This is a genomic window from Bacillus sp. PAMC28748 (genome assembly GCF_014250415.1).
GTDB lineage: Bacteria > Bacillota > Bacilli > Bacillales > Bacillaceae > Bacillus > Bacillus licheniformis.
The window spans coordinates 1,914,084-1,935,074 of the sequence record NZ_CP060192.1 but is presented as its reverse complement, the minus strand read 5'-3'; the positions used below and the strand labels follow the sequence as shown (position 1 = coordinate 1,935,074).

The 20,991-nt window shown below is 45.4% G+C and carries 21 protein-coding genes and 1 other annotated feature; of the genes, 10 read left to right on the top strand and 11 right to left on the bottom strand.

Annotation, left to right across the window (positions count from 1 at the left end):
- Window positions 1–166 precede the first annotated feature (166 nt).
- The gene (locus H7F26_RS09875; protein ID WP_003179506.1) at window positions 167–1,039 is read right to left on the bottom strand and encodes a cation diffusion facilitator family transporter; all 873 of its coding nucleotides are present in this window, start codon (window positions 1,037–1,039) and stop codon (window positions 167–169) included.
- Between the two features lie 646 nt (window positions 1,040–1,685).
- Here H7F26_RS09875 and H7F26_RS09870 point away from each other — a divergent pair.
- Window positions 1,686–2,183, top strand: a complete 498-nt coding sequence (locus H7F26_RS09870) for a DUF4352 domain-containing protein (protein ID WP_011201574.1) — start codon at window positions 1,686–1,688, stop codon at window positions 2,181–2,183.
- A 37-nt stretch (window positions 2,184–2,220) separates the two neighbouring features.
- Here the strand turns inward: H7F26_RS09870 and H7F26_RS09865 are convergent, their stop codons facing one another.
- Window positions 2,221–3,231, bottom strand: coding sequence for an acyltransferase family protein (locus tag H7F26_RS09865; protein WP_009329151.1), 1,011 nt, complete (start codon window positions 3,229–3,231; stop codon window positions 2,221–2,223).
- 271 nt (window positions 3,232–3,502) lie between these two features.
- On the opposite strand from H7F26_RS09865, the gene H7F26_RS09860 reads away from it, so the two are divergent.
- Together H7F26_RS09860 and H7F26_RS09855 are read left to right on the top strand one after the other, a co-directional pair.
- Complete coding sequence (locus H7F26_RS09860; protein ID WP_003179495.1) at window positions 3,503–5,044, top strand: multicopper oxidase family protein; 1,542 nt, start codon at window positions 3,503–3,505, stop codon at window positions 5,042–5,044.
- Window positions 5,045–5,146: 102 nt separating this feature from the next.
- Window positions 5,147–6,025: an AraC family transcriptional regulator gene (locus H7F26_RS09855; protein ID WP_003179493.1), complete on the top strand. Its 879-nt coding sequence runs from the start codon at window positions 5,147–5,149 to the stop codon at window positions 6,023–6,025.
- Between the two features lie 42 nt (window positions 6,026–6,067).
- On the opposite strand, the gene H7F26_RS09850 is transcribed toward H7F26_RS09855, so the two are convergent.
- The 3 genes from H7F26_RS09850 to lepB all read right to left on the bottom strand — a co-directional run bounded on the left by H7F26_RS09850 (window position 6,068) and on the right by lepB (window position 8,315).
- Window positions 6,068–6,712: an SDR family oxidoreductase gene (locus H7F26_RS09850; RefSeq protein ID WP_003179492.1), complete on the bottom strand. Its 645-nt coding sequence runs from the start codon at window positions 6,710–6,712 to the stop codon at window positions 6,068–6,070.
- 318 nt (window positions 6,713–7,030) lie between these two features.
- Complete coding sequence (locus H7F26_RS09845; RefSeq protein ID WP_003179490.1) at window positions 7,031–7,315, bottom strand: hypothetical protein; 285 nt, start codon at window positions 7,313–7,315, stop codon at window positions 7,031–7,033.
- 451 nt (window positions 7,316–7,766) lie between these two features.
- Window positions 7,767–8,315 carry a signal peptidase I gene (lepB, locus tag H7F26_RS09840; protein WP_003179488.1) on the bottom strand — a complete coding sequence of 183 codons (549 nt, stop codon included), beginning with the start codon at window positions 8,313–8,315 and terminating at the stop codon, window positions 7,767–7,769.
- Between the two features lie 287 nt (window positions 8,316–8,602).
- Here lepB and H7F26_RS09835 point away from each other — a divergent pair, with 287 nt between their 5' ends.
- The 3 genes from H7F26_RS09835 (at window position 8,603) to H7F26_RS09825 (ending at window position 10,379) form a co-directional block, all read left to right on the top strand.
- Window positions 8,603–8,860 (top strand): hypothetical protein, encoded by a 258-nt coding sequence (locus H7F26_RS09835; RefSeq protein WP_003179485.1) that lies wholly within the window; start codon window positions 8,603–8,605, stop codon window positions 8,858–8,860.
- Between the two features lie 131 nt (window positions 8,861–8,991).
- Window positions 8,992–9,294, top strand: coding sequence for a hypothetical protein (locus H7F26_RS09830; RefSeq protein WP_003179483.1), 303 nt, complete (start codon window positions 8,992–8,994; stop codon window positions 9,292–9,294).
- A gap of 92 nt (window positions 9,295–9,386) precedes the next feature.
- Entirely contained in the window at window positions 9,387–10,379 is a 993-nt protein-coding gene (locus H7F26_RS09825) for a DUF4003 domain-containing protein (RefSeq protein WP_003179478.1), read from the top strand.
- A gap of 42 nt (window positions 10,380–10,421) precedes the next feature.
- On the opposite strand, the gene H7F26_RS09820 is transcribed toward H7F26_RS09825, so the two are convergent.
- Window positions 10,422–11,441: a PD40 domain-containing protein gene (locus H7F26_RS09820; RefSeq protein WP_061565918.1), complete on the bottom strand. Its 1,020-nt coding sequence runs from the start codon at window positions 11,439–11,441 to the stop codon at window positions 10,422–10,424.
- Between the two features lie 56 nt (window positions 11,442–11,497).
- A complete protein-coding gene (locus H7F26_RS09815) occupies window positions 11,498–11,878 on the bottom strand; it encodes an RlpA-like double-psi beta-barrel domain-containing protein (RefSeq protein WP_009329156.1) in 381 nt (126 codons plus the stop codon).
- Window positions 11,879–12,070: 192 nt separating this feature from the next.
- Here H7F26_RS09815 and H7F26_RS09810 point away from each other — a divergent pair, with 192 nt between their 5' ends.
- The 4 genes from H7F26_RS09810 to tyrS all read left to right on the top strand — a co-directional run bounded on the left by H7F26_RS09810 (window position 12,071) and on the right by tyrS (window position 15,187).
- Entirely contained in the window at window positions 12,071–12,472 is a 402-nt protein-coding gene (locus H7F26_RS09810; protein ID WP_202604420.1) for a hypothetical protein, read from the top strand.
- Window positions 12,469–13,035 (top strand): hypothetical protein, encoded by a 567-nt coding sequence (locus tag H7F26_RS09805; protein WP_003179472.1) that lies wholly within the window; start codon window positions 12,469–12,471, stop codon window positions 13,033–13,035. The genes H7F26_RS09810 and H7F26_RS09805 overlap by 4 nt, the downstream gene beginning before the upstream one ends.
- Window positions 13,036–13,231: 196 nt before the next feature.
- Window positions 13,232–13,678, top strand: coding sequence for a MarR family transcriptional regulator (locus H7F26_RS09800; protein WP_223307103.1), 447 nt, complete (start codon window positions 13,232–13,234; stop codon window positions 13,676–13,678).
- Window positions 13,673–13,890: a binding site (T-box leader), on the top strand. It overlaps the preceding gene by 6 nt.
- A 43-nt stretch (window positions 13,891–13,933) precedes the next feature.
- The gene (gene tyrS, locus H7F26_RS09795; RefSeq protein WP_003179468.1) at window positions 13,934–15,187 is read left to right on the top strand and encodes a tyrosine--tRNA ligase; all 1,254 of its coding nucleotides are present in this window, start codon (window positions 13,934–13,936) and stop codon (window positions 15,185–15,187) included.
- Window positions 15,188–15,469: 282 nt separating this feature from the next.
- Here tyrS and pgmB read toward each other — a convergent pair whose 3' ends face one another.
- Genes pgmB through H7F26_RS09775 form a run of 4 tightly spaced genes read right to left on the bottom strand, consistent with a single transcriptional unit; the run spans window position 15,470 to window position 20,991 of the window.
- Window positions 15,470–16,150: a beta-phosphoglucomutase gene (gene pgmB, locus H7F26_RS09790; protein ID WP_003179466.1), complete on the bottom strand. Its 681-nt coding sequence runs from the start codon at window positions 16,148–16,150 to the stop codon at window positions 15,470–15,472.
- Window positions 16,147–17,853: a glycoside hydrolase family 13 protein gene (locus H7F26_RS09785; RefSeq protein ID WP_003179464.1), complete on the bottom strand. Its 1,707-nt coding sequence runs from the start codon at window positions 17,851–17,853 to the stop codon at window positions 16,147–16,149. The genes pgmB and H7F26_RS09785 overlap by 4 nt, the downstream gene beginning before the upstream one ends.
- On the bottom strand, window positions 17,850–20,132 hold the full coding sequence (locus H7F26_RS09780) for a glycoside hydrolase family 65 protein (RefSeq protein WP_003179462.1): 2,283 nt from the start codon (window positions 20,130–20,132) through the stop codon (window positions 17,850–17,852). The genes H7F26_RS09785 and H7F26_RS09780 overlap by 4 nt, the downstream gene beginning before the upstream one ends.
- The gene (locus H7F26_RS09775; protein ID WP_003179460.1) at window positions 20,110–20,991 is read right to left on the bottom strand and encodes a DUF1189 domain-containing protein; all 882 of its coding nucleotides are present in this window, start codon (window positions 20,989–20,991) and stop codon (window positions 20,110–20,112) included. Before H7F26_RS09775 ends, H7F26_RS09780 begins: the two co-directional genes overlap by 23 nt.

The following is a 20,991-nucleotide window of genomic DNA, read 5'->3' as shown; positions in this document are numbered from 1 at the left end:
CCTCTTCCTCCTCATTGCTGACGAATCGAATTTATTTAACTTTACCATAAACGATGTGCTCCCAGAAAACAACTGACTGGCGGAAAATAGAATTTTGTCTTTTTTCATTTCGAATTTACAGAGTGATGAGTGATGAAAGTAAAAAAAAGCGGTCAGTGACCGCTTTTTATTTTTCTTTAGAAGGCTCTATGTGAACATGGGAATGAACGATCGAGTGCTCCTCCTGCATTCTTCTCTCTATTTCATCGGCGATGTCATGGCTTTCTGCAATGTTGAGATCTGACCTTACCTCCACGATAATTTCCACGTGGATGGCGCTGCCCAAATAACGCGCTTTTACATCTTTGATGTTGCCGACGCCGGGAACTTTCCGGATCGTTTCTTTATAGGTTGAAATATGTTTAATATCGAATCCGTCCGTCAAGGAATGGGCCGCCTCTTTAAAAATCCCCCAAGCCGTTTTGCAGATGATTAATCCAATGATAAACGCGGCTGCCGTATCGACCCATGCAAGGTTAAATTGCGAAGCAAAGATGCCTGCGAATGTTCCGATGCTGACATAGGCATCTGATTTATTATCGGCGGCGGCTGCATAGAGGGCATGGCTGTTCACCTTTTTTGCCAGCCTTTTATTGTAGAGGAAAACCAAAAACATCACGACGGCGCTGCCTGCAGCCGTCCAGGCCGCAATCATGTCCGGTGTCGTTTCCTTCGGATTAAACAGCATTTCGCCCGAGCTGTACAGCACTTCAAGACCGACCACCATCATGATAAATGAAGCGATCATCGAGGCGATCGTCTCAGCGCGGAAATGTCCGTACGGATGGTCTTCATCAGGCGGCTTCTGCGAAATCCTGAGGCCGATCAGCACCGCTAATGAGGCGATAATATCGGTTGTATTGTTCAGTCCGTCGGCTCTGAGGGCTTCGGAGTGAAATGCAAGCCCGACGGCCAATTTAACAGCCGACAGTACAAGGTAAGCGATGATGCTGACCCATGCCCCGGTTTCACCTTTTTTTAATTCATCATACCGTTCCATAAAAAGCTTCCTTTCCCATCCGAGTTTTCGCTTTTAATCATACAAAGCAAAACTTGAGTGAGTCTATAGAAACATGATTCACTTCTTGCAGAAATATAGTCAGAGTAGAACTTTTTTTATTTAAGGAAACAAATTTCAGTTTGGTCAAAACCGTTAAAACCCGCTCTATATAAGGATTTTTCGAAAACCTCAAATTATTCAAGCGTCATAGGATGGAAAGGACGGTTTCTTCTTTCAGAATATTTTTTCTTTAGAATCCATGAATGATTCTTCTGAAAAACATTAAACAAACTCAAAATTTAAACGATATTAAAAAAGTCGAAAATAGTCCTTAAAGCTCTGACGATTAAAATATCATAATAAAATAGACTTTTTCCTTTTTTTGGATTATTATGTTTCAGACATTATTACATAGATTATGAGGTGGACATTACGATACATGCACCGACAATGGCCAGCGCAGATAGCAACCTTTTTATATCGCTGCTGCAATAGGAGGAACTGTCGGCGTCAGCCTGGCATATATCGTTCCGCTTATCCTGCTTTTAATCGGCGGATGTAAAGCATTGTTCAGCGGCGGGAATAAAGGCCTTGTCTATAAAAATGGTGGTTCTATGTCACGATTATTGGCTCCATCGTATTCGTCATGATGTTCGCTTCAAGCGGCTCTTCTACTCAAGAGAGCAAATCGTCCGGAAGCAGCGCAAAGACGACAGCCGCAAAAACTAGCGAAGAAAAAAGCAATGACGATGCCAAAGAAAAAACTGAATTCGGTTTAAATGAAACAGCTGATCTTGACGGCACACACATCACAGTTACTAACGTTAAAAAATCGATGGGCAATGAATATTTCAAACCAAACAACGGTAATGAATATGTAGTTGCAACACTTAACATAGAAAATAAAAGCGATAAAGATATTTCCTATAACCCGCTCGATTTTCAAATTCAAAATGAAGATGGACAAATTACGCACAATACGTTTGGACCATCAGATGATAACGACCTATCTTCTGGAAATCTGACACCAAACGGCAAGGTATCTGGAACAATCACTTTCGAGACTAAAAAGAGCAAAACATATAAAGTTATCTACACTCCTGAATTTTGGAATGACAAAAAGATTACTTTCAACCTTAAATAATTCAAAAAAACTTGCAAAGAAAACTTTGCAAGTTTTTTTAATTGCATTTCTTCCGCCCAAGTACGATCGGATACCGGTTCAACAAAAAGATGCAAGGCACCATTACAAGCAATGTCATGCCGGTGTAAAGCGCGCTCCACAACAGGGAGCCGTATGTCTCATCAAGGGAAACCTGTGTGAAGTAGTAGACGACGGCTTTCAGCATCCTGATGACCGGATAGTGCAGTACGAGAATGATCAGCGAGTTTTTGCCGAGGAATTGGAGAAGCCTTGCTTTTTCAAGGTGAAAGCTGCTGAAAATGACGCCTGCCGTCCCCAGAAATGAGGTCATATAAAAGAGCGCCATGTTTCCGTACTCATTGGCCCTCATATCCACTCTGACGTTCAGGGTCTGCAAGCAGCCGACCGCGATGAATAAAAGAAGCGTGAGCAGCAGCATTCTTCGGTCTCTCATCTCTTTCAGATTATTTTTCAACAGAAAACCGGCCGAATAAAAGACGATGGCGGTCAGGGCCACTTCAATATTCCACGGCAGCTTGATGCCGAGATATTGATAATTCAAAAAGCCTAAAGCGGCTGAGACCAATACGGCTATGACGATAAACAGTCTGCCTTTCCCCCATCTCTTCACGATGAAAAACAGTATTTCAACGATGAATAAGCATGTTAAAAACCAGAGCGCCGGGTTGTGTGTCAGCATGTAGTCATCAGGCATCGAATAAAAAATCCCTTTAAACGGTACAACCGGGTCGACATCCGAACTGCCGGTGAACGTAAAATGCCTCTCGACGAGAACCCAGAATAAATAGGCAAGAACGGAGAAGATGAAGTACGGCAAAAGGAGCGTCTTTATTTTTTTTAAGAGAAAAGATGTAAAAGTCATATTCCCATCATGGTAAACGAGGCCGGACAGAAAGAAAAACAGCGGCATATGAAATGCGAAAATGAACGTTTTCAGCCAATCCGGCGTCGGTGTATGGCCCAATACGACCAATATAATTCCCACGCCTTTCGAAACATCAATCCACTCTATTCTTTTCTGCAACACGGGTATCTCCTTTCAGACCGCTTCGCCCCATAAGAAAGGGTTTACACATAATGTACCATCATCCCCGCCTTTCTTCCTCCGCGAATCACGCCTCAAGGCGATTTTTAATCGTCAGGAAATATTTTGTTCATCTTCTTGTAATGATCGATTCTATTTTTTAACATACTCAGCACATACTGCGTTTCTTATTCTCATCATGAGGAACCAGACCATGCAACCCGTCTTATAATGTAATGATCTTTTCATCAGAACAAAAGAGGACAGGTGAAACATGAAACTTGAAAAATTCGTTGACCGGCTCCCCATTCCGCAAGTGCTTCAACCCCAAAGCAAAAGCAAGGAAATGACCTATTATGAAGTCACCATGAAAGAATTTCAGCAGCAGCTTCACCGCGATCTGCCGCCGACTCGGCTGTTTGGATATAACGGAGTTTATCCCGGCCCTACCTTCGAAGTGCAGAAACACGAAAAAGTCGCAGTCAAGTGGTTAAATAAGCTTCCGGATCGCCATTTTCTCCCCGTCGACCATACGCTTCACGATGACGGCCATCACGAACATGAAGTGAAGACGGTCGTTCATTTGCACGGAGGCTGTACGCCTGCTGACAGCGACGGATATCCTGAGGCTTGGTACACAAAAGACTTCCATGCAAAAGGCCCTTTCTTTGAAAGGGAGGTGTATGAATATCCGAATGAGCAGGATGCTACAGCTCTTTGGTATCATGACCATGCAATGGCCATCACAAGGCTGAATGTATATGCGGGGCTTGTCGGTTTATATTTTATTCGCGACAGGGAAGAGCGTTCATTGAACTTGCCGAAGGGAGAATATGAAATCCCGCTTTTGATTCAGGATAAATCATTTCATGAAGATGGTTCATTGTTTTATCCGCGGCAGCCTGACAACCCTTCGCCGGATCTTCCGGACCCGTCGATTGTTCCGGCTTTTTGCGGTGATACCATTTTAGTCAACGGCAAGGTATGGCCTTTCGCTGAACTGGAACCCCGAAAATACCGTTTTCGGATACTGAACGCCTCCAATACGAGAATCTTTGAGCTGTATTTCGATCATGACATCACATGTCATCAAATCGGCACGGACGGCGGTCTTCTGCAGCATCCGGTCAAAGTCAATGAACTGGTGATCGCGCCGGCTGAAAGGTGCGATATCATCGTTGATTTTTCACGAGCAGAAGGAAAAACCGTGACACTGAAAAACCGGATCGGCTGCGGCGGACAAGACGCAGATCCCGATACTGATGCCGACATCATGCAATTCCGCATCTCAAAACCTTTGAAGCAAAAAGATACAAGTTCATTGCCGAGAATATTGAGAAAGCGCCCATTTTACCGGAGACACAAGATCAATGCCCTCAGAAATCTGTCATTGGGCGCGGCCGTTGACCAATATGGAAGACCTGTTCTGCTTTTAAACAACACAAAGTGGCATGAACCGGTAACCGAAACACCCGCACTCGGCAGCACTGAGATCTGGTCGATCATCAATGCCGGAAGGGCGATCCATCCGATCCATTTACATCTTGTTCAATTTATGATTCTCGACCACCGGCCGTTTGATATCGAGCGGTATCAGGAAAACGGAGAACTTGTTTTTACCGGTCCGGCAGTTCCTCCGGCACCGAATGAAAAGGGGCTGAAAGACACCGTCAAAGTACCCCCGGGTTCAGTGACGCGCATTATCGCCACCTTTGCGCCGTACAGCGGCAGATATGTTTGGCACTGCCACATCCTTGAGCACGAAGATTACGATATGATGCGCCCTCTTGAAGTGACAGATGTTCGTCATCAATAAGAAAAAGCCTCCGCATTTGGAGGCTTTTAAAAAAGCACAAATCATCAAAAAAACCATCGCTTGATCCTGTACAATAGGATCATCAAATCGTAAAGGCTGTGGATGAATATGAATGATTACGAAAGAATTCAAAACGCGGTTCAGTTTATCGAAGAACACCTTCAAAACGATTTAAACATCACGGATATTGCGGCTAAATCGTGTTTCTCCCCATTTCATTTTCAAAGGCTTTTTCAGGCGATCTCCGGTTTTTCCGTTTATCAATACATTCGCAACCGGCGTCTGTCTGAAGCTGCGCTTCTGCTTGAGAAAACAGACCGTTCCATTCTCGACATTGCAATCAATTTCGGCTATGGCTCACAAGAAGCTTTCAGCAGGGCTTTCTCACAGTACTTCGGCATCACTCCGGCCAAGTATCGCAAAGCGAAGGTCAAGCTTGATTTTCAATCTAAAATTAATTTCCTCGAATATAAAGAAAGGATGACTGGAGATATGAACATCCCAAAGCCGCACATCACTCATTTAAACGACATACATATGATCGGATATGAGTACCGGACAAATTTAAACGATGAAAAGTATTTCGAAGATATCCCGAAATTCTACAACGATTTCGGCAGAAATGGATACTTTATGCAAATTCCTCAAAAAACGGATCCGAATATGTGTTACGGGCTGTCATGCCGCTTCCAGGATGACGGAGGTTTCTCATTTATTATCGGGGAAGCCGTTCGCGAAACAGCAGCCGGGGAAGTGCCGGAGCCGCTTATCTATACGAAAATTTCCGGCGGCAAATACGCCGTATTTCATGTAAACGGATCGACTGAATCAGTGCAGAACACAAGAAGATACATCTATGGATCATGGCTGATGAATACCAATTACGAGAGAACAGAAGGACCGGACTTTGAAGTGACTGATGTGTGCCGTTCCGTACCGCCGAACGAGATGAAGATGACCATCTATATCCCACTTCTGTAAAAACGCCGGGGAACCTTCTGACCACAGGTTCCCCGAATCCTTTTATATAGATTTCAGCGCCTCGGCGGGCGTTTGATCACCCGAAACCAAATCGAACGAACGACGGAATGTGTGCTCCTCGGTGAGCGCCGCCAAGATGGTATCGGCCACATCTTCACGCGGAATCGTTCCGCGCTCAAGATTTTCCGCGGCTTTCACCCGGCCTGTGCCCGGTTCGTTTAACAGGCCTCCCGGACGGATAATCGTGTAGTTTAATTCGCTGCCTTCAAGCATCCGATCCGCATAATGTTTGGCGACATAATACGGCTTTAACGCTTCATTCCAATTTTCACGGCGGTGTGCCTGCAATGTGCTGACCATAATAAAGCGGCGAATGCCTGCTTTTTCGGCGGCTTCGATCGTTTTAACCGCCCCATCCAAGTCGACCAAAAGCGTTTTGTCAGCGCCCGTATTGCCGCCTGAGCCGGCGGTAAAGACAATCGCGTCGCAGCCCTCCGCCGCTTCTGCGATGCTTTCAACGGTGCCTTCTAAATTAGCGAGCGCTGTTTCTGTTCCCGATTGTTTCAAAGCTTGCGCCTGCTCTTCATTTCTCACCATTGCCCTGACCTGATGTTCGCTGCTCTCATTCAAACTTTTCGTCAAACGGCGCCCGATTTGTCCGTTCGCCCCCACTACAAACACTTTCATCTGCTTATCCTCCTTGTTGCCAGTTTCTTATTTCATTATTTCACTGTCCAGATAATTGTTCAAACCGTCCGCTCGCCAAAATGCGCAAATGCTAAAAAGGCTTCCCATCCTAACTGCAGGCAGCCTTTCAGATCGTTGACAAAATAGGTCGGACTTTTATATTCTGTCCTATTTTTATGCAATTCATTCTGTTTTCTGGCGATGAGGACTCTTTCAAGTCAAGTCGCCGGATTTTTGAGATTTTGGCAGCAATGTTAAACGTAAATTCGCCTTTTCTCCGCGGGCTGAAGCCACTTTTGTTTTTTATATCCGGACTGTTTATGCTCGAAGCCAAAAGTATGTTGCCAGTGCCAATAAAAGCAAATAAAGGCCGGCAATGAAACGAAACACCCCTTTTTTTTCGGAAAAAGGAGGGTTGATTAACATGACAATAATAGTGGGTGCGAATAATACAATGAGAAAATATTTGTATTCTATAAAAAACGTACATATGGAAAGAAGAATAGAAATATAGAAAACTGCGATAAAACCACTTCCGAACTTTTTCTTCAGCTCTCCTTTTTTTTCTTCAAGCAGATGATCTATCTGTTGTCTATTAAACATAATGACCTCCTATCAGAATTTATGTAATATAGTACTTCAATCATTGCAGCAAACAACGTAAGAATTGCGATAACAATAAAAAATATTTAGAACAACTAAAAAACAAACCAAGAAATACGGTATGTTGCTTTGGAGCGAAAAAGATAGTTTTTTGATTACATGTTTAAAGAGTACCATACACTAAATTGTTAAATCGAGGATTTTTTAGTTATTTTTGTTTGGGTAATCAGCGATTAAACAGGCTTTTATACCAAATTAAAGGCAATCCTTATAATTCAGAGAGACCTAATTCTGCAACTGCGATATCAAAAACTGGCTCTAATTTAAATTTAAGTGAATAGTAGAATTGCCGCCGTGCTCAAGCATAGCGGCTTGGTTTAAACCACTTTTGGTGACTTTGCGACAAACAAAAAGACTTCCCATTAGGTATCATGGGAAGCCTTTTTGTTTTCTATTCTATTCCGCCGATCTCATTGAAAGGGAAATAACGGAACTCAACTTTGCCGACAACGGAGTCCATTGTGATAAATCCGAAAAAGCGGCTGTCTTTGCTGTTTTGACGGTTATCCCCCATCACGAACAAGTGATCTTCCGGCACCTTTTGTTCACCTGTTAATTTCTCCAATGTGAAATTATCGGTTAAATGTTCATGAAGCGTCAGCTTTTGCTTGTTTTTCTTTAAATAAGGTTCATCGTATGCTTTTCCGTTTATATAAAGGACATCATCCTTCATTTCGATCGTATCTCCCGGGAGCCCGATCACCCTTTTCACATAGTTTTCATCCGAATCAGGCGCGTGAAAAATAATTTTATCAAAGCGCTGAATATCGCTGATCTTACTAACCATGACCATGTTGCCGTCCTCTAAAGTCGGATACATTGAATCTCCCAAAACGGTTGACGGCGTAAACAGAAAATAGCGGCAAACCATCACAAGCGCTGCGGCGATGACAAGTGTTTTCACCCACGATAAGATCTCTTTTTTTCTACTATTTTTCATAAGTACTCTCCTTCACTTCCGGATCGTTTCATCGGCATTCCGCTCCTTCTATCATATCAGGCCGTCCGTCTGAATGCTTTCCGCAAGCACCGGCAGGCGCAGCCGTAAAAAAATGGTTGATACATATAATATTAGCGGTTGAAACGAAAAATCCTTTATTCAATGTTGAATTTTGTCAGTTGATCAGCTTATTAACAGCACGAAAAACCGTTATATATGCACAGGCAAAACGCCCCTCTTTATAATACATTATCATATCATGACCCAAAGGCGGTGATTGCCTCAAAATGAGCAGCTACGAAGAGTACTATGACAATTACGATCCATACAGCCCTGAGCGGGAAAAAGAAAGACAGTCAATGAAAGCGCGGCGTTCGGCGGATAGTAATAAAACAGATAAAACGAATAAAACAGATAAAACAGCTAAAGCGGATAAAACGGATAAAACCCGCAGCTCTGACGATGACCGGTTCAAATGCAGAAAAAGAAAGTGCTTTTCTGATGACGATGACGACCGCTTCAAATGCCGCAGAATGAAGTGCTGACCGTTGATCTTTAAAGCCGATTCATATATGATAATCGGCTTTTTTACATAAAATCACGGCTTCACCGCTTCAAACCGGAACATTCATCCATCGGGTGAATACCATGTATCTAAAAGGAGATGGAAAGGAATATGAGTGTTCCGAAAGATGCCGCTTGCTCGATGCCCCATGATCATCAAAGGTCTTTGCACGATTTATGCCGCAAATACATGCACTATCACGTCGTGCTGAAAATGAAGGACGGCAGTTCTGTTCACGGCATTCTTGAAGGGGTGAACCGTCAGGAAGCATCTGTCCTCATTCCCGAAGACGTGACAGATGAAAGGCAGTTTTACGGCGGTTACGGATATCCGCGCCGACGATTCAGGCGGTTCAGGAGAAGGATCTTCCCGTTTGTTTTTATTGCTGCGCTGTATCCTTTTCCATATTATTAAGCAGAAGCCCGATATGATGCCAAATCCCTGAAACTTATTTCCCTTTGTTTCGTATATACAAAAACACGCAAACCTAGGAAGGAGATAGATAAATGGCATCTGCTAAACTGCAGCAGCGATTGGATCAATATAAAGCAATTTACTCTGAGTTAAAAAGCGATTTAAAATGGAAAGTCACAGATCAGCGGACATTAATGATGATTGCTTCCATGTATGTCGTCAACAAGCGGCCTTTTGATAAAGAACGGTTTTTAAAGCTGAGTGAGGCTGTCAAACAGGCCGCCGGTACATTTTCGCCGTTGAGGTCAGCCCATCGCTACACTTTTGCCGCTATGTTTGACGTACGCTTCGAAGAACCTGAAACGCATATCAGACCTTTTTTCACTCTTTATGAAAAAATGACCGGCAACGGATTCAAAAAAAGTATTTTCACTTATTTGTCCGCTCTTATTCTTTTGACAAAATACCGTGATGAGCATGATCATGACAGCAAAATCAATCGGGCTTTGTCTATTTACAAAGGAATGAAGGACAAGCACGTTTTTTTAACATCTGCCGGCGACTACCCGCTCTCCGTGCTTTTGGCCGGTTCAGATATGGAGACAGGTGAACTGATTGACTATATCGAAGCGTTTTACCAAAAGCTTAACCAGGCGGGTTTTCGCAAAGGGAACGATTTGCAGTTTCTCAGCCACATCCTCTCGCTTATGCCGGAGCAGGATTCAGATCAGCTTGTCGCCCGCTCCCTCCGGATATACGATGAATTGACAAAAAAGCATAAAAGACCAAAGCCTGTCCATTACCCGGAAATCGGACTGCTCGCGCTGCTTGAGAACGGCGAAAAAGACATAGATGCCATCACTATCATGGCAGGCGCATTGAACAGCGATAAACTGTTCAGGTGGCAGAAAGACATGAATCTGAAAACGGCCGTCAACTTGTACATGAGCGAAAAAACGGAAGACCCGGCGCTTTTGGATACAGGGCTTTATCAAACGCTTGAAGCTGTTATTCAAGCACAGCAGACGGCAGCAATCGCCATTATGACAAGCTCTGCTGCAGCGTCTCAGGCAAACGGCTCATAAAAAAACAGCCGGCGCAGTCTGTTTGTGCCGGCTGGTGCCCGTTTATTCGTCAATGACCGTAAAGGTGTTGATGATCCCGTTTGTTTTTTCCCAGGCTTTGCTCACTTTTTTCGTATCCATATCATACGAATAGATCGTTCTCACCCTTGCTTCGCTCCCCGTTTCATCTTCAAGCAGCTTCGCATCTTTTGCTTCAGCGAGAAAGTAAAGCTTTTTCCCGTCTTTCGAGAATTGCGGCTGTGCTGAATCGACCAATGAAAATGCCTGCTGATCTGAAATGATCGCTTTGTATTTTTTCGTTTCGGCATCCATCGCATAAATCGCCTTCTGATCATCAGCCGATTCTGTAAAGACAATCGTTTTTCCATCCGGCGAAATTGCCACGTCATTGATAAATTTTGCTATCGTTCTCACCTTTTGCCGATCTTTCACACCCGCCATGGAAATGTTCATATTCGTCGGTTCGGGCGGCACGCCTTTGTTGTTCGCATCATCTGTTTTTTGATAGTCTTCCTTCAATGAATAATGCAGCATAACGAATTGATTGTCAGCTTTGTTGTACTGATAGTAGCTGACAGTTTCGTCCTTGTTTTTCAACGATGGATAGATGACATGAAACGCCTTTTGTTTTAAATCAAAGGAAGCAAGGTGAAAATTCCTCTCTTCCACAAGGTTGTATCTCATGAACAGCTTCGAACCGTCCGCCGATAAACTGAGCCCGTCGACATATTCATCTCCTGAATATAGGGTTGTTTTTTTGCCCGACTGTAAATCCAGCCTGATCAAATGCTTCACATTGCTGTTATCGGTGTTTGTATAGTAAAGAATTCGTTTTTTCCGGTCTAATGCCATAGCCGGATAATCCGTCATCTTTTCTTCATACAGCTTATTTTGATTTTCATAGTAAGCGGTCATCAGCTTCTGATCGGTTATCGATACAAGCAGGTCTGAACCGCCGCTCTTTGCCGGCTCCGCTTTTTCCGGGACGAAATAGCGGACGGCCGCAAATGCGCCTGCGGCTAAAATGACTGCCGCCAACAAAACAACTGAAACTTTTTTCATATTCGACCCCGCCAATTGAAAGAAGCAAGAAAACGATTTTTCTTGCTTCATTTCTCCTATTTTTTATATGTATAATGTCCGGCTACCTTTCCTTTGCTTGTCGGAAATCCCAAAGCTCTAAAAGCTTTCGGGCTTACATCCAAAACAGCGCCCGGCATTCTGCCGACATCATATTTATAGACTGTAATGACTTTGTGCGGTTTTGCTTTTGAATAGGCTCTTATTTTTGTGCCTTTTCTCGGAACATCGAAGCCCATCTTTGTGGCGCAGTCCCAATGGCCGAGCCTCTTGCCGTCAGCGCCGATTTTGCCCACTCCGTTGTACCAAGTGATATAGCCGCTGACTTTTTTCGTTTTAGCACTCGCTTCACCGGCAAAATTAAAAGCCAATAGCAAGCTGCCTGCCAAAACAAAAACAGAAAAAAGTATCTTCTTCATATAAAAATATCCTCCGTGAATGGGATTTTTTTCTGACATTCAAATTATACCTTTTTTCATAGAAATGGTATTTTACAGTTTGTTTACGTTTAAAATGCAATTGTTACGCCCTGTTTTCTGCCAATCTATTTTGAATAGATGACACCTTTGCCCGGATCGTTCGTATATAAAAGCGAAACCGAAATGAATAGGATGATCACAGTGAAAAAATCGAAACTGATCTCTTTATCCGCGGCTGCGATGCTTTTAGCCGTTCCCTTATCAGGATGTTCATCATCCGCTTCAGACCGTTCACAGGAGGTCGCAGATGACCAATCCATTCAAAAATACGATCTCGTATGGTTTGATTACGTGAATGACAGCGAATCCGACAAAGCACCATTACTGAAAGCAGCATACGTGAAAGATGGAAAAGAAAAGACGGAGACTTTCAAAAAATATGTGGAAAATGTAGAAAATGTCGAACAGCCTTATATTAAAATCCGCGATCAGGAAGCCTTCATCTTTCGTCCCCCATACATTAAATATGATCAGGAGCCGCTTGAGGGCGTCGTCAAAGACAAAGTTGAACAAAAAAGCAGTGATGAACAATGAAGAAAAAAAGCGCTCCTCTTATTTTGATCATGGCGCTGTCCCTCTTGCTGCCTTTTGCTCAAGCAGAGGCAGCAGGCAGCAAAGGAGCATCCGGGGTGAAGGCTTCGAGTTCCTCGGCTAATAACAGCGCTCTAAAAACACGTGCGGGTTCAGTCAACCAGAGTATGCGCAGTTATATGAAACAGTCTGCGAGCCGACGATACTTAAACAAGAACAGTCAGTTCAACACCATTCAGCGGACACTGCCTCCCGATGCCCTGTACAAAGGAAGCATCAAGCGGACACTCAATCAAAATCCTGCTGGATCAGCCTTTTTGAATTACTACTTTCCATATTGGATGATCTTCCACGTAGGCGGATATACAGCGGAACAAAAAAACATCCTCCGTACCGCAGGAATCAAAGAAAAAGCGCTCTCTGAACGAAAAGAAAAAAGATATTGGCTGTTGATTGAAGATCAAAACGGAAAGAAACATGCCGTCCTCGTCTCGAAAAAACAATATGACAGCATTCAAAAAGGGGACCGAATTGAAGTGCGCCGCAAACAGATCACCAAAAAATAGCTGAAACAAGCGCCGGTCATCATCATGATGCCGGCTTTTCTCATCATGTCAAACAAGGGCTTGCATTGATGGAGACCGTCTGTTAAAATTCATTTCATAGCTAATAATTCTGAAAATAAAAAGGCAGGCGTCACGATTGAATAGATCCCCCCATCTTCGACAGGAAGAACACGACACCCTCAGCAAGCTGAAGCGCATGCCGATCGAATCCTTGAATCTTGAAGCCATTTCGGTCGCCACCAACCTTTACCGGTCGGCGCAAAAGCTCCGCGTCAAAATGGAGACCGAGGTCCTTTCCTCATATCAATTGTCTTGGACGGCTTTTTCGATTCTTTACGATCTATGGGTATGGGGCAGGCTTGAAACGAGAAAACTCGCCGAACTGTCAGGAATTTCAACAGCCACTGCGAGCAATGTCATTAAAACGCTTGAGAAAAAGAACTTTTGCGTCAAAAGCGCGGATCCGAGAGACCGCAGACACGTTTACGCCGAGATCACACCGGAAGGAAAAGCCGCGATTGAAGAGCTTTATCCGGCGTTCCACAAAGGGGAAACAATGCTGATCAAGGGCATGACAAAAGAGGAGCAGAATACATTGATCGAGCTCCTTCGAAAAGTGAATGACAATCTTCATAAACCATAAGCAACGACGGGAACGAGTAGCGGACTGTCTCCCTGTTCCAGAGAGCCGGCGGCTGGTGCGAGCCGGTACAAAGGCAGACGTGAATTACCTCCCTGAGCTTTCTTTGTGAACCTTCAAGTAGCAAAGAACGGGAAGCCGTTACCGGAAATTGAGCGGAAGATGAAGGTCTTCAATCAGGGTGGTACCGCGTGCATTTGAGCCACGTCCCTTATCGGGATGAGGTTCTTTTTTTATACAAAAAAAGGAGGAGTTATCATGCAGCAACAACAATTTGATCAACTGACAACTGCCGAAAAGCGGGAAGTCGAAAGGCAGCTTCACTTATATATGGACGGAGCGGAGGAGGTCATTCCCCCGGAGGAACTGCGGGCAAAGCTGGCCAAATCGATTTTGACCGGCGAACCGCTGAAAATTAAGCTCGGCCTCGATCCGTCTGCGCCTGACGTACATTTGGGCCACACCGTCGTCTTGAATAAGCTTCGTCAGTTTCAGGAAAACGGACATATCGTCCAGCTCCTGATCGGCGATTTCACGGGGAAAATCGGTGATCCAACAGGAAAATCCGCCGCCAGGAAACAGCTGACGGACGAAGAGGTCCGCCGCAATGCCGAAACATACTTTCAACAGTTTGGAAAAGTGCTTGATCAGAACAAGGTCGAGCTTCACTACAACTCAAAATGGCTTAAACGATTAACCTTGGAAGACGTCATTGAGCTCGCGGGCAAAATTACCGTCGCCCGTTTAATGGAACGCGATGATTTTGAAGAAAGAATCGCCATGCAAAAGCCGATTTCGCTTCATGAGTTCTTTTACCCGTTGATGCAGGGGTATGATTCAGTCGTTCTGGACAGCGACATCGAACTGGGCGGAACGGATCAGCATTTTAACGTGCTCATGGGCAGACACTTTCAGGAAAAGTACGGAAAAGAAAAACAGGTCGTCATTCTCATGCCGCTGCTTGAAGGGCTTGACGGCATTGAAAAAATGTCTAAATCAAAGAACAATTACATCGGCATCGATGAAGACCCTCATGAAATGTTCGGGAAAACGATGTCTCTGCCGGACAGTTTGATGAAAAAGTATATCCATCTTGCGACCGACTTGGAGGCGGAAGAAAAAAAACGTCTTGTCAAGGATTTGGAAACGGGGGCCGTTCATCCGAGAGACGCGAAGATGCTTCTCGGGAAAACCATTGTCAACATGTATCATGGAAGCAAGGCGGCAGAAGCGGCCGAACAGCAGTTTAAGAAAGTTTTTCAGCAAAACAGCGCGCCGGACAATATAACAGCCGTACACTGGCAAGGTGGCGGAACGGTGCCGGTCACCGATTTATTGGTGACGCTCGAACTCCTTCCTTCCAAAAGTGAAGCCCGCCGCATGATCCAAAACGGCGGCGTTAAAATCAACGGCGCCAAAGCGGAATCGATTCATGCGGACATTGCACTCGAACACGGCATGATCATCCAAGTCGGCAAACGAAAATTTGTCAAATTGCAAATGCACCAATAAACAAACAGCCTAATCATCCTTTTAAAGGGATCGATTAGGCTGTTTTTCTTGAAAAACGCAGGCGATAGACTCTGCAACAGGACTGTATCCAACCGCCTGATAGATTCGAAGTCGGGTTGCTGAGATCGGTTGTATAACCAGCAAAACGCATATCTGAACGGTCTCCCTCTCCGGCCAGCCGAACGCCTTGATCTTGATCTTGTTCTTGGTATTGCTTCCCTCTCCGATTGCAGATAAGGCCGCCAGCGGCGGCCTGTCATTTTATGATTCTCGGGTTGCTTTTCATTTTCCTTCTCTTATACAGCAATAGCGCTGCCATCCTTCATTCAGCAGCTCAAACGTCAGCTCGTTTGTGTTGTGCACGATCAAATCGGCTCCGCGCAGCGATGTCTCATCACCGACTCCCACCGCGAACATCCCTGCGGATTTGATCGCGGCGATCCCGGCTTCAGCATCTTCGATTGCTGCACATTCAGACGGAGGCACACCGAGCAGTGCAGCGGCCGTCAAAAAGATTTCGGGGTCGGGCTTTCCGTGAGCAAGTGCGGCCGGATCAACGACACCCTGAAATTCGTCCATGACACCGAGCCGCTGCAAAATAGCAGGCGCGTTTCGGCTTGACGAAGCTAACGCAATGCTTATATGTTCTCTTTTCAATTCGGCAAAAAGCACGGAGATTCCCGGCAGCAGGTCGTGCGGAGTCAAGTTTTGGATCAGCTGTTGGTAGTATTGATTTTTCCGGCGCATGATCTCTTGTTTCTCCGCCTCCTGAAACTTTCCGGCCGCGCCGCCGTGAATCAAAATCTTATCAAGCGACTGCTCTCTGTTGATGCCTTTCAGCCGTTCATTAAAGCTCCGGTCAATCTCAATGCCGATTTGTTCTGCAGTATGTTTCCATGCGAGATAATGATACTCGGCCGTATCCGTGATCACGCCGTCCAAGTCAAAAATGACCGCTTTCATGATGTGTAATCCTTTGCCCGGCTGATCATCATGAAAGCTTCATAAGGCTCCATGTCGATACTGCCGCTTATATTAAGCCGCTCTCGGGCGTAGTTTGACAACAGCACATCCCATCTGTCCTCAAGCAATTCCGGCGAAGCATGAAACAGCGCCTTTTCTTCTGATAAATTCACGGCGACTAACAGCTTTTCGCCCCGATATTCGCGGATATACGCAAAGATTCGCGGATCTTCCTCGAGCAGCAGCCGATAGTCTCCGTACACGATGACTTTATTTTGTTTGCGCAGCCCGATGAGCTTCTGATAATAATAGAAAATCGAATCTTCATCGGCAAGCGACTCTTTCACATTGATTTCTTGATAGCGGGGATTTACCGCCAGCCAAGGCTCTCCATCCGTAAAGCCCGCGTATTTCCCGTCATCCCATTGCATCGGCGTTCTCGCATGATCCCGCCCTTTTTTCGCCACGGCTTTTCGAAAGTCTTCCTCTGTCATCGTTTTGTTTTCAATGACAAGTTCGCGGTATGCGTTTTTGATTTCGAGATCATCATACATTTCGAGCGGCATCTCGCTGTTTGTCATGCCGATTTCTTCACCTTGATAAATGAACGGGGTTCCCTTCATGCCGTGCAGAACTGTTGCAAATGCTTTGGCGCATTGTTTGCGGAGCTCGCGGTCATTGCCCCAGCGGGATATGACCCTCGGCTGATCATGATTTTCGAAATAAAGCGTATTCCAGCCGACATTCATTAAAGCGGTCTGCCACCTCGTCATCGTCTTTTTTAAAGCGATCGGGTCAAACGGCTTCATCTGCCATTTCCCATTCGGAGAATGCTGTTTGGTATCAATATCCATATGTTCAAATGTAAAAATCATGTTCAGCTCATGTCTGCTTGGATCCGTGTATTTTTTCGCTTCTTCAACATCTGAGCCGTTTGCTTCGCCGACCGTCATACAGTCGTAACGGGACAGCACTTCCCGGTTCATCTCTTGTATAAATTCGTGCAGACGGGGGCCGTTCGAATGATAGCGGCCGACGACATATGGACGGCTGTCATCTGTTTCATAATCGGGAAAGTCGACGAATTTGGAGATGGAACCGATCACGTCCATCCGCCAGCCGTCCACGCCTCTGTCCATCCAAAATGTCATCAAATCGTATACTTCGCGGCGAACCGCTTCATTCTCCCAGTTTAAGTCAGGCTGCTTTTTCGAAAAGTAGTGAAGATAATACTGTCCTGTCCGCTCATCGAGCGTCCATGCCGGCCCTGAAAAGATCGATCCCCAATTGTTCGGCTCTGAACCGTCCGCCTTTGGATCCTTCCAAAAATAATAATCACGGTAAGGATTGTCCTTTGACTTGCGGCTTTCGGCAAACCAGGCATGTTCATCAGACGTGTGATTCACGACAAGATCCATAATGATTTTCATTCCGCGTTTATGCACTTCATCAATCAATTGAAACATATCATCGTTCGTCCCGAACTTTTCGTATATGCTTCTATAGTCGCTGATGTCGTAGCCGTTGTCATCCTGCGGGGAATCAAACACAGGACACAGCCATATGACATCGGCTCCAAGGCTTTTGATGTAATCGAGCTTTTGAATCACCCCCTGCAAATCACCGAAGCCGTCTCCGTTGGAATCATAAAAACTCCGCGGGTAAATTTGATACACGACTGCCTCTTTCCACCATTGGCTCATCGGGCCATCCTCCTTTCATACCGTCCGTTCAGTGCGATCTGTTCTCCATAAACTGTCATAGAAAGCGGTTCTCCTTTTAAAAGACTGAAAACGACGCTGTTTTCCTCTACCTGCACATTGATTAGCCGGTCTCGATAATTGATGTTGAACGAATAACCGTCCCATTCCTTCGGCAGAAACGGAGCAAAAGACAGCTTCTCATCCTGAGTGCGCATGCCGGCAAATCCTTGCACGATGGCGAGCCAGCTTCCGGTCATCGAAGTGATATGAAGCCCTTCCTCGGTGTCATGATTGTAATTATCCAGATCAAGCCTCGCTGTACGCTTATACAGTTCGAGCGCTTTCTTTTCCATTTTGAGCTCAGCCGCCAGCACCGCATGGACAGATGGCGAAAGGCTCGATTCATGAACTGTCATCGGTTCATAAAATTCAAAGTTGCGACGTTTTTCTTCCATTGTAAATCGGTGATTAAAGAAATAAATGCCTTGCAGAACATCAGCCTGCTTAATAAAACTGGAGCGGAGAATTTTATCCCATGACCAGTTCTGATAGAGCGGACGGTCACCCGGTTCAAGCTCATCCGCTGCCTGAAGCTCTTTATCCAGGAAAGTATCATGCTGAATAAAAACATTTAATTCCTCACTGTATGGATAGTACATTCGCTCGATGATATCCTTCCATTTCTCGATTTCGGCTTCCCGTACATCAAGCCGGCGGCGTTTTTCCTCCGGGAGGATAGCGAGGTTTTCGAGCGTGTACTCAAGCGTCCATGACGCAATCAAGTTCGTATACCAGTTGTTGTTGACATTGTTTTCATATTCATTCGGCCCTGTGACGCCGTGGATCATGTATTTATTGTTTCGTTTTGAGAAGTGGACGCGGTCCGCCCAAAATCTGCTGATTTCGACGAGAACGTCTATCCCGTATTCTTTCATGTAGTCCCGGTCGCCTGTATAATTGACATAATTGTAGATCGCATAACAGATCGCGCCGTTGCGGTGAATTTCTTCGAAGGTGATCTCCCATTCATTGTGGCATTCATCGCCTGTGAAGGTGACCATCGGATAAAGGGCTCCTTTCAGCCCCAGTTTGGCGGCATTCCGTTTTGCTGCCTCCAAATGATGATAGCGGTACAAAAGCAGATTCTTCGTCACCTCCGGCTCTGCCGTCGCCAAATACATCGGAACGGCGTACGCCTCAGTATCCCAATAGGCGGCTCCTCCGTATTTCTCGCCGGTAAATCCTTTCGGCCCGATGTTTAAGCGTGAATCGGCTCCGTAGTATGTCGAGAAGAGCTGAAAGAGGTTGTACCGGATGCCCTGCTGAAGCTCATCATCCCCTTTAATTTCAATGTCCGCTTTTGCCCACCTTTCCATCCAATGTTCGGTATGCCTCCGCTTCGCTTCTTCATATCCCTGCCGAAGAACATTCGCCAAAAGCGCCCTGCCCTGTACTAAAAGCTCTGCTTCTTCAAAATCCCGGGACGTTGTGACAATGATCAATTTCTTTAAAGAAGCCTTTGTTCCCGGTCCCACTTCGTAACAGTAGCGGTTTTCCGCGTACATTGCATCCGTTTGAAAATGCTCGCTGACATATCCTTCCGTCACATTGCACATAGAAGCAGCCACCGTAAAACGCGGGGTTCCAAACGGATTCTCAATCGTTTTCGTCACAAGATGGCCGCGATGAGATTCGGCGCCTTTCGCTTCTTCCTGCCAAAACCGCTCTTCGAAATTGGCATCCTCATTTGCGACATTTCCATCAAGATAAGGAACAAGCGTGATGACCGCTTCATCGTTCAGGCATTCCGCTTCATAATGGATCGCGCACAGTTGCGGGACATCGAGGCTAAGAAAGCGCTCGGACGAAATTTTGACAGCCTTTTGATTCACACGGACGACAGCGCTTCTCCGCAAGATGCCTTCTTTCATATTAAGCTCCAATTCAAACGATTCGATGTCGTTTTGGCTGAGGTCGACTTTTTCGTCGTCTACATATACATCAATTCCGATGAAATTCATCGCATTGATCACTTTCCCGAAATATTCGGGATAGCCGTTTTTCCACCAGCCGACACGCGTTTTGTCAGGGAACCAAACCCCTGCGATATATGTGCCTTTGAGACTTTCGCCTGAATAGCTTTCTTCAAAATTCCCCCTGATTCCCATATATCCGTTCGCCAAGGATGTCAGACTTTCCTGAAGCCGTTTATGTTCCTTTTCAAATTTGTTTGTTTTGATTTTCCACTGGTCGATCTCAAATAGCCGCTGATTTGCCATGATTTCCTCCTGACTGTAGATTTTCGTTATGATGGCGGTTCTTGAAGATGTGCCTGAAAATGAAAGAGACCATCAAAGCACTACCGCACGAATGGATGAGCAGCATCGCGATGAAGTCAAAGCTGATCATACCGAAAGCCATTGCGGCTCCTGCCGGAAGCGCCGATCCGCACACCGCCGCTGCGGCCGCTTCCTTAAACGACCTTATCCCGGTCATGTTGGATTTTTTGGAGATCCAGATGCCTCCCGCCAGAACGGCCGTTAAAAAAAGCGAGATGATGAAAACCGCCGAACAGGCCAGCATGATGATAAGCGGCTTATATTGGGCAAACCACATTGCACCGATAAAATCCCCCAAATGACCGGCATCCAGATCATTCAGCCCAGCCTTTGCCGGATAGCGAACGGAAAACCCCGCTCCGCTTTGATCACTGATGATCAGATGATCTGACTGAAAGATGAGCGCATTTTGATAGCCTTCCGCTTTTATCCGCCCGTTCTCACCGCTTGTTTTTAATTCATCCTTCAAATCGACGGCCAGCAGGGTTCTCCCTTTCTCCACACGGTACAGCTCGTCTTCGCCCTTCAATCTTCCGTTTGTCAATTGGTAGCCTTTTAATTGTTTGATGAATGCCGCGTCAGCCTCTTGAGCGACGTTCGGGATCAGATACCCGGCATTGAAGCGGTCCATTTTCATAAACGCAAGGGTCATAGGCGCCATTAAACAAGCAGTCAAAAACATAAACAGAAAAGAAATTTCGAGCCAGCTGAATGCATGTTTGCAGCGCATGACGCCCGCCGGTGATGCCGCTGCTTTAAGAAATCGGACGATCAGCTTTTCGTTTCGCATGTCGTTCAT